The 14,868-nt window shown below is 73.5% G+C and carries 13 protein-coding genes and 1 pseudogene; 7 read left to right on the forward strand and 7 right to left on the reverse strand.

Annotation, left to right across the window (positions count from 1 at the left end; genetic code table 11):
• The first annotated feature begins 48 nt into the window (after positions 1 to 48).
• Entirely contained in the window at positions 49 to 654 is a 606-nt protein-coding gene (locus BLV72_RS22715; protein ID WP_014054731.1) for a MarC family protein, read from the forward strand.
• Between the two features lie 75 nt (positions 655 to 729).
• Here BLV72_RS22715 and BLV72_RS48015 read toward each other — a convergent pair whose 3' ends face one another.
• Positions 730 to 882: a hypothetical protein gene (locus tag BLV72_RS48015; RefSeq protein WP_093464487.1), complete on the reverse strand. Its 153-nt coding sequence runs from the start codon at positions 880 to 882 to the stop codon at positions 730 to 732.
• Positions 883 to 1,098: 216 nt separating this feature from the next.
• Between BLV72_RS48015 and BLV72_RS22725 the strand changes: the two genes are divergently transcribed.
• Positions 1,099 to 2,028, forward strand: a complete 930-nt coding sequence (locus BLV72_RS22725; protein ID WP_043235464.1) for an NYN domain-containing protein — start codon at positions 1,099 to 1,101, stop codon at positions 2,026 to 2,028.
• A gap of 89 nt (positions 2,029 to 2,117) precedes the next feature.
• On the opposite strand, the pseudogene BLV72_RS22730 reads toward BLV72_RS22725, so the two are convergent.
• A pseudogene (locus BLV72_RS22730) lies at positions 2,118 to 2,983 on the reverse strand (alpha/beta fold hydrolase).
• Positions 2,984 to 3,090: 107 nt separating this feature from the next.
• A complete protein-coding gene (locus BLV72_RS22735) occupies positions 3,091 to 5,442 on the reverse strand; it encodes a DEAD/DEAH box helicase (protein ID WP_093464489.1) in 2,352 nt (783 codons plus the stop codon).
• Between the two features lie 454 nt (positions 5,443 to 5,896).
• Between BLV72_RS22735 and BLV72_RS22740 the strand changes: the two genes are divergently transcribed.
• Entirely contained in the window at positions 5,897 to 6,685 is a 789-nt protein-coding gene (locus BLV72_RS22740; protein ID WP_425288531.1) for a ferritin-like fold-containing protein, read from the forward strand.
• 146 nt (positions 6,686 to 6,831) lie between these two features.
• On the opposite strand, the gene BLV72_RS22745 is transcribed toward BLV72_RS22740, so the two are convergent.
• The 4 genes from BLV72_RS22745 to BLV72_RS22760 all read right to left on the reverse strand — a co-directional run bounded on the left by BLV72_RS22745 (position 6,832) and on the right by BLV72_RS22760 (position 8,792).
• A complete protein-coding gene (locus BLV72_RS22745; RefSeq protein WP_093464493.1) occupies positions 6,832 to 7,104 on the reverse strand; it encodes a hypothetical protein in 273 nt (90 codons plus the stop codon).
• A gap of 207 nt (positions 7,105 to 7,311) precedes the next feature.
• On the reverse strand, positions 7,312 to 7,539 hold the full coding sequence (locus BLV72_RS22750) for a DUF3107 domain-containing protein (RefSeq protein ID WP_179959813.1): 228 nt from the start codon (positions 7,537 to 7,539) through the stop codon (positions 7,312 to 7,314).
• A gap of 243 nt (positions 7,540 to 7,782) precedes the next feature.
• Positions 7,783 to 8,424 (reverse strand): TetR/AcrR family transcriptional regulator, encoded by a 642-nt coding sequence (locus BLV72_RS22755; protein WP_093464497.1) that lies wholly within the window; start codon positions 8,422 to 8,424, stop codon positions 7,783 to 7,785.
• Positions 8,425 to 8,561: 137 nt separating this feature from the next.
• Complete coding sequence (locus BLV72_RS22760) at positions 8,562 to 8,792, reverse strand: hypothetical protein (protein WP_093464499.1); 231 nt, start codon at positions 8,790 to 8,792, stop codon at positions 8,562 to 8,564.
• 209 nt (positions 8,793 to 9,001) lie between these two features.
• Between BLV72_RS22760 and BLV72_RS22765 the strand changes: the two genes are divergently transcribed.
• From BLV72_RS22765 to BLV72_RS22780, 4 genes are all read left to right on the forward strand, one after another.
• Positions 9,002 to 10,036 (forward strand): alpha/beta fold hydrolase, encoded by a 1,035-nt coding sequence (locus tag BLV72_RS22765; protein ID WP_093464500.1) that lies wholly within the window; start codon positions 9,002 to 9,004, stop codon positions 10,034 to 10,036.
• Positions 10,020 to 11,528, forward strand: coding sequence for a DUF3152 domain-containing protein (locus BLV72_RS22770; protein ID WP_093464502.1), 1,509 nt, complete (start codon positions 10,020 to 10,022; stop codon positions 11,526 to 11,528). The genes BLV72_RS22765 and BLV72_RS22770 overlap by 17 nt, the downstream gene beginning before the upstream one ends.
• A gap of 203 nt (positions 11,529 to 11,731) precedes the next feature.
• Positions 11,732 to 13,552, forward strand: a complete 1,821-nt coding sequence (locus BLV72_RS22775; RefSeq protein ID WP_093464504.1) for a DUF3492 domain-containing protein — start codon at positions 11,732 to 11,734, stop codon at positions 13,550 to 13,552.
• Positions 13,549 to 14,859, forward strand: coding sequence for a hypothetical protein (locus tag BLV72_RS22780; RefSeq protein WP_093464505.1), 1,311 nt, complete (start codon positions 13,549 to 13,551; stop codon positions 14,857 to 14,859). The genes BLV72_RS22775 and BLV72_RS22780 overlap by 4 nt, the downstream gene beginning before the upstream one ends.
• The last annotated feature ends 9 nt before the right edge of the window (positions 14,860 to 14,868 follow it).

A 14,868-nucleotide genomic window follows, 5' to 3' on the forward strand; every position in this document is an offset into this window, starting at 1 on the left:
TACCGCATCAGCGGCGCACCGCTGCCCGTCCCCGCAAGGCCATTCACCGTGTTCGACGTCGCCGTCTTCGGCTCCCTCTTCCTCACCCTTTTCGTGATCATGGACCCGCCGGGCATCACACCCATCTTTCTCGCGCTGACCTCGGGCCGTCCGGCCAAGGTGCAGCGCAGGATGGCGGGCCAGGCCGCGGCCGTCGCCTTCGGCGTCATCGCCGTCTTCGGCATCGGCGGTCAGCAGATCCTCGACTATCTGCATGTCTCCGTCCCCGCGCTGATGATCGCGGGCGGGCTGCTGCTCCTGCTGATCGCGCTCAGCCTGCTGACCGGTAAGAGCGACGAGCCGAGCCAGACCAAGGACGTCAATGTGGCGCTCGTCCCGCTCGGCATGCCGCTGCTGGCCGGGCCGGGCGCGATCGTCTCGGTGATCCTCGCCGTCCAGCACGCGCCCGGGCTCGCCGATCAGGTGGCGGTGTGGTCCGCGATCGTGGCCATGCATGTCGTGCTGTGGCTCACCATGCGCTACTCGCTGCTGATCATTCGCGTGATCAAGGAAGGGGGAGTGGTGCTGGTCACCCGGCTGTCCGGGATGATGCTCTCCGCCATCGCGGTCCAGCAGATCATCAACGGGGTCCTCCAGGTGGCCCATACCGCCTGAGATGCCACAAGCGCCCCCGTACCGTCGCGGTACGGGGGCGCTCGACGCTCTGTGCTGCCGGCGGGCCTTACGGCACTACCGGGCGGCGGTCTCGGCTGGACGGATGTAGATGCGCTGGCCGATAGCGGCGGCCTGCTGCACGATCCGGTTGACGGAGGCGGCGTCTACGACGGTGCTCTCGATGGCATTTCCATCGACATCGTCAAGGCGCATGATCTCGAAGCGCAAGTGGCTTCTCCCTTCGTCTGATCCTCCTGAAGGAGAACTGATGTGTACGGAGTCGCGCAGCTTCGCTGCCGCGCCCTCCTGTACGTGTTCAACGAGAGGGGCCCCCAGAAACATTCCCTACGCTAATAAAATTTTTTCGCAGCCTAAGTATCTGCTGGTGGCCAGCGCGGGGTCCGGTTGTGCCCCTCACACGGCCGCCCGGAGAATGAACCGCGTATGAGTGAAGCGATGCCTCCGGGCCAACCAGACCTCGCCTCGATCGTCGCGGGCATCGAGCGCACCAACGAGCTGCTGCAACGCGTGCTCGCCGAGGTCGCGACCACGCCCTCGACGCACGCGATCTTCGTGGACGCGGGGTATGTCTACGCGGCCGCCGGCCGGCTCGTCGCGGGCACGGAGGACCGCCGGGCGTTCGAGCTGGACGCCGAGGGGCTCATCGAGGCGTTCATCGACAAGGCGCGCACGATCTTCCCCGACAGCAGGCTGCTGCGCGTCTACTGGTTCGACGGCGCCCGGCGCCGGATCCACACCCCGGAGCAGCAGAGCATCGCGGAACTGCCCGACGTCAAGGTCCGGCTCGGCAACCTCAACGCCAACAACCAGCAGAAGGGCGTCGACTCGCTCATCCGCTCCGACCTGGAATCCCTCGCCCGCCACCGCGCCATCGGCGACGCCGTGCTGATCGGCGGCGACGAGGACCTGGTCTCCGCCGTCGAGGCGGCCCAGGGCTACGGCGCACGCGTCCACCTGTGGGGCATCGAGGCCCTCGACGGGCGCAACCAGGCCGAGCCGCTGCTGTGGGAGGTCGACAGCCAGCGCACCTTCGACCTCGACTTCTGCAAGCCGTACGTCACCCGGCGGGCCACCGGCTACGAGCTGAACGGCGACTCGCCGCTGTGCGGGCCCGCCCCGACCCGGGACGAGGTGCGCTTCGTCGGGGCGCAGATCGCCGCCCAGTGGCTGTCCGCACGCGGCCGCGAGACGCTCGCGGAGCTGCTGCCGGGCCATCCGTATCTGCCCGGCTCCGTGGACCAGGAGCTGCTGATCGACGCGGAGGGGCTGCTGCGGCTCTCGCTGCGTGCCCACGCCGATCTGCGGCGCGCCCTGCGGGACGGCTTCTGGGAGCATCTGCAGGCGCAGTACTGAGCCTTTCGGAGCGCTTCCGAGCCGCCTTTGGCGCGGCCCCGCGTCGCTCGGCTCGCGTCGGTCAGCCCGCGTCGCTCAGCCCGCGTCGCTCAGCCCGCGTCGCGCCAGAAGGAGACCAGGGCGTCGGCGGTGGGATGGGCCCGCTCGGTGTTGGGGAGTGCCCGGCGCCCTCGATCACGGTCCGGCGGGCGGCCAGCCGTTTGGCCATCTCGTCGATCAGCGGCACCGGCCAGGCGTAGTCCGACTCACCGGAGAGCACATGGGTACGCAGCCGCAGCGCCGCCAGCTCATCGACCCGGTCCGGCTCATCGGAGAGCTGCCGTCCGGTGACGATCAGCTGCTCCGGTACGGTCCCGAGCCAGCGCTGATGCAGGAACTCCGCCACCCCGGGCGGTGTCGCCGCGTCGGCCGCCTCGGGCGGATCCAGCTCGCGCATCGCCTGCCATACGGACTCCATGTCCATCACGGTCAGCGCGTCGATCAGCAGCTTGATCCGGGCGCACTGCGGGGCGGAGATGGCCGCCGGGCCGGAACTCATGATCGTCAGCGAGGCGAACGCCCCCGGGTCGCGCAGTACGGCCGCCCGCGCGATCAGCCCGCCGAGCGAGTGCCCGAGCAGATGGACCGGGTCCTCGGTCGCCGCGCTCAGGGCGGTGGCCTGCGCGAGCAGGTCCTTAGCCAGCTCGTCCTGGGCGTACGCGGCCTCCTTACGGGGGCCGGGACTCTCGTGCTGCCCCCGCCCGTCGATGGCGACGACCCGGAAGCCGGCCGAGGAGAGCGGCTCCAGCAGCGCGATGAAGTCTTCCTTGCTCCCGGTGAACCCCGGGACCAGCAGGACGGTCCCGCACGCGGCCGAAGCGGGCCGCGCGTCATGGACGGCGAACTCCCCGCGCGCGGTCCGGAGGCGGTACGCACGGGCGCCCGCGGGCAGTGTGAGAAAGGGCGGCCTGCTCATGGGATGAGGCTATACAGGTCGCGGGAAACGGTACGTGAACGCCCAGGGGCCCGCCCCGCGGTGTCGCGGAACGGGCCCCTGGCCATGCGCTGTGGCGCGGTCGTGCGTCAGCCCTCGGCCGCGGCCTCGGCGGCCTTGGCGCGCGTACGGCGCCGGGGCTTGGCGGGCGCGGCCTCGGCCTCGTCCACCGCCGGTGCCGCCGTGTCGGCCTTGGCGCGGGTGCGCCGCGGCTTGGCGGGGGCCTCGGTGGCCTCCGTCTCCGGCTGTGCGTCGGCGGTCGCCTTGGCGGTGGCGCGGGTGCGGCGTCGGGGCGTGGCCGCCTCGGCGGTGCCCTCGGCCGTCTCCACGGCCGCCTGCGCGGCGTCCGCGGTCTTGGCGCGCGTACGGCGGCGCGGCTTGGCTGCTTCGGCGGCGTCGGTGGCCTCGACGGTGCCTTCGGCCGTGTCGACAGCGGCTTCCGCGGCCTTCGTGGCCTTGGCGCGGGTGCGCCGCGGCTTGGCGGGGGCCTCGGTGGCCTCCGTCTCCGGCTGTGCGTCGGCGGTGTCGGCCTTGGTGGCGGCGCGGGTGCGGCGTCGGGGCGTGGCCGCCTCGGCGGTGCCCTCGGCCGTCTCCACGGCCTCGGCGGCCTTGGCGCGGGTGCGGCGGCGCGGCTTGGCCGGGGCCTCCACGGCCTCCGACTGCGCCTCGACGGTCTCGACGGCCTTCACCGCGTCCGTCGTGCCCTCGGCCGTTTCCACGGCGGTCTGGGCCGCCTCGGCGGCCTTGGCGCGGGTGCGGCGGCGCGGCTTGGTGGGTGCCTCTACGGCAGTCTCCGTGGCCTCCACCGTCGTCACCGCGGTCTGTGCCGACTCGACGGCGACGGCGCCCGCGGACTCCCGCGTGGCGCCCTCGGCCGTCTCGACGGCCGCCGTCGCCGCCTCGGCGGTCCTGGCGGCGCCCCGGGTGCGGCGGCGGCGCGGCTTCGCGGACGCCTCGACGGGCTCCGCCTCCGGCTGGGCCGCCTCCGCCGTGTCGACGGCGGCCGTGGCCGCCTCGGGGTGGGCCGTCGCGGCACCGCCGCGCGTACGGCGGCGTCGGCGGGGCCGACGGGGCTCGGTGGCACCCTCGGCGGTGTCGGCGGCGGACTCGGCCGCCGCCGCGCCCTCCGGGGCGCCCGTGCCGTCCGTGGACAGACCGCCGCGGGTACGGCGGCGCACCCGGCGGTTGCGCGGGGGGCGCTCCTCCGCGGCGGGAGCGGCGGCCCGGCGGCCGCGGCCACCCCGGCCTCCGGTCTCGCCCAGGTCCTCGATCTCCTCGGCGGCGAGCCCCGCACGGGTGCGCTCACCACGCGGGAGCACACCGGTGGTGCCCTCGGGGATGTTCAGCAGCTCGAAGAGGTGCTCGGAGGTGGAGTACGTCTCCTCCGGCTCATGGAACGCCAGGTCCAGCGCCTTGTTGATGAGCTGCCAGCGCGGAATGTCGTCCCAGTCGACGAGCGTGATGGCGATACCCGAGGCACCCGCGCGACCCGTACGGCCGATGCGGTGCAGATAGGTCTTCTCGTCCTCGGGCGACTGGTAATTGATCACATGCGTGACGCCCTCGACGTCGATGCCGCGCGCGGCGACGTCGGTGCACACCAGCACGTCGACCTTGCCGTTGCGGAAGGCGCGCAGCGCCTGCTCGCGCGCTCCCTGGCCGAGGTCGCCGTGGACCGCGCCGGAGGCGAAGCCTCGGCGCGCGAGCTGATCGGCGATATCGGCGGCGGTCCGCTTCGTACGGCAGAAGATCATCGCGAGGCCGCGGCCGTCGGCCTGCAGCACCCGCGCCACGACCTCCGGCTTGTCCAAGGAGTGGGCGCGGAAGACATGCTGGGTGATGTTGGCCACGGTCGCGCCCTCGTCGTCCGGCGCGGTGGCTCGGATGTGCGTGGGCTGCGACATGTAGCGCCGGGCCAGCGAGATGACCTGGCCCGGCATGGTGGCCGAGAAGAGCATCGTCTGGCGTTTGGCGGGCAGCAGCTGGATGATCTTCTCGACGTCGGGCAGGAAGCCCAGGTCGAGCATTTCATCGGCCTCGTCCAGGACGAGCGCCTTGACGGAGGAGAGCCGCAGCTTCTTCTGGCCCGCCAGGTCCAGCAGCCGGCCCGGGGTGCCGACGACCACGTCGACGCCCTTCTTCAGGGCCTCGACCTGCGGTTCGTAGGCGCGGCCGCCGTAGATCGACAGGACGCGGACCGCGCGGACCTTACCGGCGGTCAGAAGGTCGTTGGTCACCTGCTGGCACAGCTCGCGGGTGGGGACGACCACGAGCGCCTGCGGGGCGTCGGTCAGCTGCTCGGGCTTGGCCCGGCCCGCCTCGACGTCCGCGGAGACGACAACGCGCTCCAGCAGGGGCAGGCCGAAGCCCAGCGTCTTGCCGGTGCCGGTCTTCGCCTGGCCGATGACGTCGGTGCCGGAGAGGGCAACCGGAAGCGTCATCTCCTGGATGGGGAACGGGGACGTGATGCCGACGGCTTCCAGGGCCTCGGCCGTCTCGGGGAGGATCCCGAGTTCTCGGAAAGTGGTCAGGATGCTTGCCTCTTCTGTGAGACGCGGCGAGAAGCGGCGAAGGGGGTCGCACGGCGCCCGGGTGCACCGGCCTTGGGGATGGCCGGTTCGGCGCGGGACCACGGCCTTCGCTCGAGCGCTCACGCCGCGAGCGGGTCCCTCCTGCCGTGCGCATAGGTGATGCGCGCCGCGCGGAGGGCGGTCGGGTTTGGAGCCGATCGGGCCACCGACCGGGCATCCGCATTCGTGGAACAACCCGCCGATACTCGACGGGCGCATTTATCACTGTACCCCGGAAGCACGCATCTGTGACCGGGCAGTCCGATGCGGGGCATCCGTGGGCATGGCTGACCAGGGCCTTCCCCGGGGCGCGGAGCGGGCTATTGTGCGCTCCATGGAGACGCCTGACACGCCTGAGACGCCCGCCGGGGACCACGCAGCTTCGGGGGAGGGCAGCGGGGAGAAGGCCCCGGAGCCCACCGGGATCGCCGCCCAGAACTGGGACACGGCGGCCGCCGATCCGCAGTACCGGGCCGCCGTGGTGGATCTGCTCGGCGCCCTCGCCTACGGCGAGCTGGCCGCCTTCGAGCGGCTGGCGGAGGACGCCAAGCTGGCGCCCACCCTCGAGGACAAGGCGGAGCTGGCGAAGATGGCGTCCGCCGAGTTCCACCACTTCGAGCGGCTTCGGGGCCGGCTTTCGGCGGTCGGCGAGGAGCCGACGGCGGCGATGGAGCCGTTCGCGGCGGCCCTGGACGGGTTCCACCGCCAGACCGCGCCGTCCGACTGGCTGGAGGGCCTGGTCAAGGCGTACGTGGGCGACTCGATCGCCAGTGACTTCTACCGTGAGGTCGCGGCCCGGCTGGACTCCGACACCCGCGATCTGGTGCTCCAGGTGCTCGACGACACCGGCCACGCCTCGTTCGCGATCGAGAAGGTGCGTGCCGCGATCGAGGCCGATCCGCGGGTCGGCGGGCGGCTGGCGCTGTGGGCGCGGCGGCTGATGGGCGAGGCGCTGTCGCAGGCCCAGCGGGTGGTCGCGGACCGCGACGCGCTCTCCACGATGCTGGTCGGCGGTTTGGCGGACGGCTTCGACCTGGCGGAGGTGGGCCGGATGTTCTCACGGATCACCGAGGCCCACACCAAGCGGATGGCCGCCCTGGGACTCGCCGCCTAGACCCTTACGGCGGGGATCTTCGCGCCTGTGACCTCAGCGGCCGACGCCGCGGGGCCCGCGCGTCCGGTGCGTGGGGCGCCTCCCGGCGAAAGCCGGGGGCGCCGTGCCGGCTCTTCGCGGGCCCGCGAAAAGCGGCCGGGCAGGGCCTACGCCGTGACCGAACGCCGGCGGCGCGTCCTGGCGGGGCGGATGAGCAGCGACAGCAGGGCAGCGGCGAAGCCGAGCGCGACGAGCAGCACGGGCGCCGTGTGCCCGGAGCCCAGCACTGTATGGGTCAGCAGAGCGCCCAGCAGCGCGGCGGCGGGGCCGGTGGCCAGGACGAGGCGCCGCGCGGGCAGCCTTCGGGGGAGCCGGTGGAGCGCCCCGTACGCGATGACGAGACCGATCAGTACCGAGGCGAGCGCTTCCCAGAACAGCATTGGCGCGTCCTTCCCGTAAGCGGATCGGAACCGACACGTGATCACGTGTCGGTCGGACCCGTCCTACCCGCGCCCGACCGGGGGCAACCCTGCCCACGGGGGCGGTCTGTGGTGCCCGGAGTGCCGGGGGCGTGCGAGCGCGCGCACAAACAGCGGCGGGGTTTGGTGGAATGTTCCACCAAACCCCGCCGCTGTCGGCTGAATACGTCAGGCCGCGCCGAAACCGACCTTACGGGCGCTCGGCTCACCGAGCTCGATGTAGGCGAGCCGGTCGGCCGGGACCAGGACCTTGCGGCCGTGGCTGTCCTCCAGGATCAGCACCTGAGCCTTGCCGCCGAGCGCCTCGGCCACCAGGCGCTCGACCTCCTCGGCAGACTGCCCGCTCTCCAAGGTGATCTCGCGGGGCGCGTGCTGCACGCCGATCTTGACCTCCACGGCCTTGTCCCTCCGACGGTCATTTGGGGTAGCGCGGCCATCCGCGCTGTACCCAGCACACACTAGCCGTGCCGGGACACCCGCCGGGGGCCGCGGGCGCACGCCAGAAGCGAACACACCCGCCGCCGCGAACACGCCCCCTCGCGACCCCGAGGGCCCAGGGGGCCTGAGCGCTCAGCGGCCCCGAGCGCTCGCGGCTACCGCGGCCCCGCGCCCGCGTGGCCGGAAAGGGCGCCCCGGCGCTCAGTGACCGCCTTCGGACCCGTGCAGCGGGAAGCCCGCGATACCGCGCCAGGCCAGCGAGGTGAGCAACTGCACAGCGGACTCCCGCGGCACCTCGCTCTCGCTGGAGAGCCAGTAGCGCGCGACCACCTGGGAGATCCCGCCGAGGCCCACGGCCAGCAGCATCGATTCGTCCTTGGACAGCCCGGTGTCCTCGGCGATGACCTCGCTGATCGCCTCGGCGCACTGCAGCGAGACGCGGTCCACGCGCTCGCGCACCGCGGGCTCGTTGGTCAGATCGGACTCGAAGACGAGCCGGAAGGCGCCGCCTTCCTCCTCGACGTAGGCGAAGTACGCCTCCATGGTCGCCGCGACGCGCTGCTTGTTCTCGGTGGTCGAGGCGAGCGCGGTGCGCACCGCGTGCAGCAGGGACTCGCAGTGCTGGTCGAGCAGGGCCAGATAGAGCTCCAGCTTGCCCGGGAAGTGCTGGTAGAGCACCGGCTTGCTGACCCCGGCGCGCTCGGCGATGTCATCCATCGCGGCCGCGTGGTAGCCCTGGGCCACGAAGACCTCCTGAGCGGCCCCCAGGAGCTGATTACGTCGGGCTCGGCGCGGAAGGCGCGTACCCCGTGGGCGCGCCTCGGTCTGCTCGATGGCTGTCACGCCGCCTCCCAATGAATGATCCCTATGCGCGATGTCCATCGCGTCCGCCATCGTACTTTTCGGTAACAGCGCGGCGCGCGGTTCGTGCGGAGAATTTCACGGACCGGACTCTATGAAAAGCCCACAAATAACGCAGGTCATCGGTAGTCCTCCTCGTTCACCTCGACCACCCGGGCCTGTTCCGCGCGGTCGGCCTCGTTGGCTTCCACGAACTCGTCCGTCCTGGGCGGTTCGTCGCGGCGGGCGATCACCTCGCGATGTTGTTCGGCGGCGTCCGCCTCGGGAGCCTCGACGTCGTACACGGCGGTTTCGTCGGTGTTCTCGACGGAGTCCTCGAAGGTGTCGGGGTCGGTTGGGTCGATGGACATGTACTCCCCTTCCCTGTGCCCTGTGGCGGTTGCCACTGACGGCCACCCGTGGTGGGCGTCCTGCTGACGGCTTACCCACTGGCGACTACCCAGGGGCGAGGCGATCGCCCCTGTGACTTACGAGCCTAGGAGAGGTCACTTTCGGACGCTACGCGGTCTGTGAGCGCGAACACACGGTCGCGCGCGTGATCGTCTCGTAACATTGGCGCATGTCTTCGACCGAGCCGCCGGAAGCCCGCATCGTCGCGGCGGTGCCGCCCGCGAGGTCCGTGCGGGTCGGAGCGGGTGAGAAGCTGCGGACCGCCTCCCTTCCGGGGCTCACGATGACCGTGCGCTGCCGTCCGCCGTCCGCCTCCGGGCTGCCGCCCGCGCTCTTCGTGCACGGCCTCGGCGGCTCCTCGCAGAACTGGTCGGCGCTCATGGAGCTGCTGGCCGACCGGGTGGAGGGCGAGGCGCTCGACCTCCCCGGCTTCGGCGACTCCCCGCCGCCGGACGACGGCAACTACTCCATAACCGGCCATGCCCGTGCCGTGATCCGCTATCTCGACGCGCGGGATCGCGGGCCCGTCCATCTCGTCGGCAATTCGATGGGCGGCGCGATCACCACACGCGTCGCGGCGGTGCGGCCGGATCTGGTGCGCACCCTCACTCTTGTCTCGCCCGCGCTGCCCGAGCTGCGCCCGCAGCGCACGGCGGTGCCGACCGGTCTGCTCGCGGTGCCCGGGGTGACCCGGCTGTTCACCCGCATGACGAGGGACTGGGACGCGGAGCGGCGCACCCGCGAAGTGATGTTCCTCACTTTCGGTGACCCGTCTCTTGTCAGCCGAGAGGACTTCGCCTACGCGGTCGAGGAGTTCGAGCGCCGGCTCGCCCTCCCGTATTTCTGGGACGCGCTGAGCCGCTCGGCACGGGGTGTCGTTGACTCGTACACCCTGGGCGGCCAGCACTCTCTGTGGCGCCAGGCCGAGCGGGTGCTCGCCCCGACGCTGCTCGTCTATGGCGGCCGCGACCAACTGGTGTCCGTGAGGATGGCGCAGCGGGCGAACGCCACCTTCCGCGACTCGCGTCTGCTGACGCTGTTGGACGCCGGGCATGTGGCGATGATGGAGTATCCCGAAGCGGTGGCGCGCGGGATGCGCGAGCTGCTCGATGGCGTTGAAGAACGAGATGACCGGGACAGCCGGAAGGCGCGGGAGGCCCTACCGGCGTCCGGCGCGGACGGGAGCGGTGCGGCGCGTGGGTAAACACAGCGCACGTGGCAGCCAGGAGGGCCGGGAGCGCCGGTCCGCGGCGGCGGGCTCCGGACAGGGGCACGGCTCGGGCCCCGAGTTCGTCGAGCACATCGCATCCGGCACGGCCCCGGAGGACGACAGACCGGGCACCGGACGGCGCCGCGCCGCGGCGGGGCCGGGTGCCGTGGATCCCGCCGTGACCCCGCCGCAGGGCGTGCCGAGGCTGCCCTACGGAGCGGGCGGCCCCGCGGCACGCACCAGGGGCGGGCATCCCGAGCAGCGCGAGGCGGGCGGCGGCTGGGGCGCGGTCGGTGGCCGCGGCGGCGGTCCGGGCGGGGCCGGGGGCCCCGGCGCTCCCGGCGGCCGGCGACCCCCTTACGGCATGCGCACCATGAACCCGCCGCAGCGCCCGACCACGGGCGGCACGGGCGGCGCGGCCGGTCTGATGCCCGGCCCGCGCAAGGAGTACGTCGAGGCGTTCGACACCCCCGACGCCCTGGACTGCGACGGCGATGACGTCTTCGCCGCAGGGGCGCCGGGCGGAGTCCCCCCGCAGCGCCGTACGCGCGGAGCGGCCACCCCCTCCGACGGGATCGGCGGCGGCTCCGGCGGCGACGGCGGGAGCGGACCGGACGACGACGAGACGGGGCCCGGGGGCAAGGGGGCGCGCGGCGTCACCAAGAGCGGTAAAGGGCGCACCTTCACCGGTGTCGCCGCCGCGGCCGTGACCACCGTGCTGGCCGTCGTGGTGGCCGGACAGGTCGCGAGCGGACCGCACAGCGGCGGTAAGACGCAGGCCCGGGGCGGCCCGGAGCGCGGCGACGCCGACTCCCGTGGCGCCCCCGACTCCCGCGCCGACGACGGCCGCGGGGCGGCCCGCTCGGCGCGCCCGCCGGCCCCCGTCACCTACGACGCGAAGATGGCGACCGTCTTCCCGCTCGACGCCAAGCTGCGCGGCTCCGGCTCCTTCCAGGCCGTCGGTGGGCACGACAAGGCCCCCGGCCGGGGCCAGGTGATGCGCTACCGCGTCGATGTGGAGAAGGGGCTGCCGCTCGACGGCGAGCTGTTCGCCGAGGCCGTGCACAAGACGCTCAACGACGACCGCAGTTGGGCGCACGGCGGCGTTCGCACCTTCGAGCGGGTCTCGTCCGGCCATGCGGACTTCGTCATCACGCTCGCGAGCCCCGGGACCACGGCGGTGTGGTGTGCCAAGTCCGGCCTCGACACCACCGAGGACAACGTCTCCTGCGACTCGGCGTCCACCGAGCGCGTCATGATCAATGCCTATCGGTGGGCGCAGGGCGCCAGGACCTATGGCGACGACAAGATGCACCTGTACCGCCAGATGCTCATCAACCACGAGGTCGGCCACCGTCTCGGCCACAACCACGAGATCTGCTCCAAGCAGGGCGCGCTGGCGCCGGTGATGATGCAGCAGACCAAGTTCCTGTCGACGGACGGCGCCACCTGCCGGCCCAACGCCTGGCCGTTCCCCAAGGGCTGACGGCCCCGCACCGGCCCATATAGCGCGTCGCAACGCCTGAATTCCCGATAGGTCACGTGCGTTCACCCCTTCCGGTGGTGCGACGGACAACCGTCCGTCGCGCCGGGGCTCTGCGCGCATAACGTGCTCCCGCTGCCTGACGGCGGCCGCCGCCGGTGACGGCGGCAGTTCGACGGCCCGTTTGGGAGATCGGGGGTGCGCTCATGCGCGTGGGACTGCTTACGGAGGGTGGCTATCCGTATGCGATCGGTGATGCGCGGGTGTGGTGCGACCGGCTGGTGCGCGGGCTCGCCCAGCATGAGTTCGAGGTGTACGCGCTCAGCCGCGGCCCCGGCCAGGAGGCCGGCGGCCGGCGCGATCTGCCGCGCCACGTCGGCCTGGTGCGCACCGCGCCGCTGTGGGGCGAGCCGGAGCGCCGGCGGGGCGGGTGGGGCGGCCGTCGGCAGCGGCGGCGGTTCGCCGAGCACTTCGGGGAGCTGGCCGCGGCGATCAGCGCGCCTTACGGTTCCGGCGCGCCCCATGGCTCCGGTGTGCCCGGCCGCTCCACTGCCGAGGCGGACCGTTTCGCCAATGGTCTCCACGGCCTCGCGGAGCTCGCCGGGGAGTACGGCGGACTACCCGCCGCGCTCCGCTCCGAGGACGCCGTAAGGACGCTGGAGCGGGCCTGCCGCACCCTCGGGGCGCCCCACGGCACCCACCAGGTGCGGGTCGCCGATCTGCTGACCGTCACCGAGGTGCTGGAGCGCGCGCTGCGCCCGCTGTCGCTCGACTGGTACGGCGACGGCGCCGGAGGCGATCCGGGGCTGTCCGGAGTGGATCTGTGCCACGCCGCGACCGGCGGCGCGGCGGTGCTCCCCGGGCTGCTGGCCAAGCGCCGCTTCGGCACACCGCTGCTGCTCACCGAGTACGGCGCACGGCTGCGCGAGTGCTATCTGGCGGGCGCGGCAGGCGCGGCGGGCGGGCGGCCGCTCCCCGGGCCCGTACGGACCCTGCTGGCCGGGTTCCACGGCCGGCTGGCCGCCGAGGCGTACGCCCGGGCGGATCTGATCACCCCGGGCAATACGCATACGCGCCGCTGGCAGGAGCGGTGCGGCGCCGAGCGGGAGCGGCTGCGCACCGTCTACCCGGGCATGGACGCCGCCCGCTTCGCGGAGGTCGGCGAGCAGGGTGCGGCCCCGTCAGGCGGCGACGACCGGACGCTGGTGTGGGTGGGCCGGATCGAGCCCTCCAAGGACGTCATCGCCCTGCTGCACGCCTTCGCGGAGGTGCGCAGGTGGCAGCCGGACGCCCGGCTGAGGATCATCGAGACCCGGCGCGGCGAGGAACCGCAGACGGACGGCTATCCGGCCCACTGCCGGGCGCTGGCCGAGCATCTCTTCCCCGACGAGGCGGCGGACGCCCACTCCGCCGGTGACAACCCGGTCTCCTTCGAGCGGCTCGGCGACCCCGAGGTGCCGACCCTGGCCGACGCCTATGGGGCCGGCGGCATCGTGGTGCTGTCCAGCGTGGTCGAGGGCTTCCCGGTCGGACTGGTCGAGGCGATGTTCTGCGGCCGGGCCACGGTGTCCACGGATGTGGGCGCGGTGTGCGAGGTCATCGGCGGCACCGGGCTCGTGGTACCCCCGCGCAATCCGCGGGCGCTCGCGGACGCCTGCCTGGCGATGCTGGGCGACCCCGAGCGCTGCGCACGCCTGGGCGCCGCCGCGCGCGCCCGTGCGCTGGAGCTCTTCACCGTCGAGCAGAACGTCGCGGCCTTCCGCGGGATCTATCTGGAGCTGATGTCGCACTGCCCGGTGCGGCGCGAGGAGGTCGGTGAGGGCGGCGGCCCGCTGCCGTTCGCCCGCCCCGCCGAGGCCCATGTCCCGGGGCGCTGGACCGCGGGTCGCGACGGCGACGGCTTCGGCCACTGGCTGCCCGGCCCGCTCGCCTCCCGCTCCGCCCCGGAACACACCCCCACCTGGGCCACCCCACCGCCGCGTGAGCCGCTGGGCGTGGGCCCGCGGCCGTCCGAGGAGGGCGCATGACCACGCCTCCCCGGTGGAACGGCCGGTTCGATCCGGCCTCCTCCGACCGCGGCCTCGGTGCCCTGTCCGAGGTCCGGGTGCCGGTCTCCCGGCGGCCGGACGAGGCATCCGCGCGCACCGGCGCCGGGAGGGGGCAGGGGAAGGGGCGGCGGGGGCCCGCCGATCCGGTGCGGGCGCTGATGCACCACCACCACGACCTGTGCGCCCGCGCCGTCGATCCGCTGGAGATCGCCGCCGGGCTGGAGGCCCACGGTGTGACGGACCGCACCGCCGCCCGCTTCCGGCACCGCGATGTCTTCTCGCTCGCCGAGGAGTTGTACGCCCGGGTGCCGCGCGCCGAGGAGCCCGCGCCCCCGGCCGTCCCCGCGCCGGGGCGCGCACCGGCGGCGCGCATGGCGCTCGGGGTGCTGTGGCTGCTGCCGGGCGCCCTGTCCGCGGCGACCGCCTTCGCCGCCCTCCGCGTCGATGCCATCCGTAAGGACGCCACCGTCGGCCTCGTCGTGGGCGCGGGCGGCGCCGCCCTGACGGTCATCGCCCTGTGGCTGTGCCTGCGCCGCGGGCCCCTGCGTGTCCATGGGAGCGGACGAGGGGGCCGTATCGCCTACGTCCTCGGCGCCGGCTGGCTCCTCGGCTACGCCGCCGTCGGGGACTGGCTGCTCACGGGGTTCCTCGACGGGCGCCGCCCCTACGAAGCGGCGCCCGCGACGCAGGCCGCCACCCTCCTCGCCCTGGCCGTCGCGCCCGCCGCGTGGTGTGCCCGCTGGTTCGCCGTAAGGGCGCGCCGCCAGCTGGCGGTCAGCCGTGGTCTTGAGGAGTTCGCGGCGGCGGTGCGCCCGATGTTCGCGGGCGTGGTGACGGCCTTCCTCTGCGCTCTGGCGGCTCTGGTGCTCGCGGCCCGGCTCGCGGTACCCGGATCACCTCCCGTCGCCACGCCGCCCTCGATGGCCGAGGCGGCCGTCCTGGCCCTCTGCGGGCTGCTGTTCCTCGCCCGGCTGCTCGCCGTCCACGGCTTCCGCAGGGCCGCGCTCATCGGCATCGCCGCCGCCTGCGCGGTCCAGGCCGTGGCCCTGGCGACGGCCGCGGCCGCCCGGCTGCCGGGCGCCGCGCCGCTCGGCGCGCCCGTGGCACGGCTGACCGCCGCCCACGGCACGGCCGCCATCCCCGCGGCCGCCTGCGGCGCCGCCGCGCTCGCGCTGCTGATCCACGCGTTCGGCGCCCTGTGCCGGGCCTCCGCCCACGGCGGCCCCGGCGCGCGTACCGCCCGTACCGCCCCTGCCACCGGCACCGCCCCGAACCGCGCCCCGTAAGGCGCCCAC

It is taken from the genome of Streptomyces melanosporofaciens (assembly GCF_900105695.1).
Classification (GTDB): domain Bacteria; phylum Actinomycetota; class Actinomycetes; order Streptomycetales; family Streptomycetaceae; genus Streptomyces; species Streptomyces antimycoticus.

Coding starts and splice junctions, on each gene's coding strand:
- BLV72_RS22725 (WP_043235464.1), top strand. CDS start 1,099: ATGAGTGAAGCGATGCCTCCGGGCCAACCAGACCTCGCCTCGATCGTC.
- BLV72_RS22735 (WP_093464489.1), bottom strand. CDS start 5,442: ATGACGCTTCCGGTTGCCCTCTCCGGCACCGACGTCATCGGCCAGGCG.
- BLV72_RS22745 (WP_093464493.1), bottom strand. CDS start 7,104: ATGCTGTTCTGGGAAGCGCTCGCCTCGGTACTGATCGGTCTCGTCATC.
- BLV72_RS22760 (WP_093464499.1), bottom strand. CDS start 8,792: ATGTCCATCGACCCAACCGACCCCGACACCTTCGAGGACTCCGTCGAG.
- BLV72_RS22765 (WP_093464500.1), top strand. CDS start 9,002: ATGTCTTCGACCGAGCCGCCGGAAGCCCGCATCGTCGCGGCGGTGCCG.
- BLV72_RS22775 (WP_093464504.1), top strand. CDS start 11,732: ATGCGCGTGGGACTGCTTACGGAGGGTGGCTATCCGTATGCGATCGGT.
- BLV72_RS22780 (WP_093464505.1), top strand. CDS start 13,549: ATGACCACGCCTCCCCGGTGGAACGGCCGGTTCGATCCGGCCTCCTCC.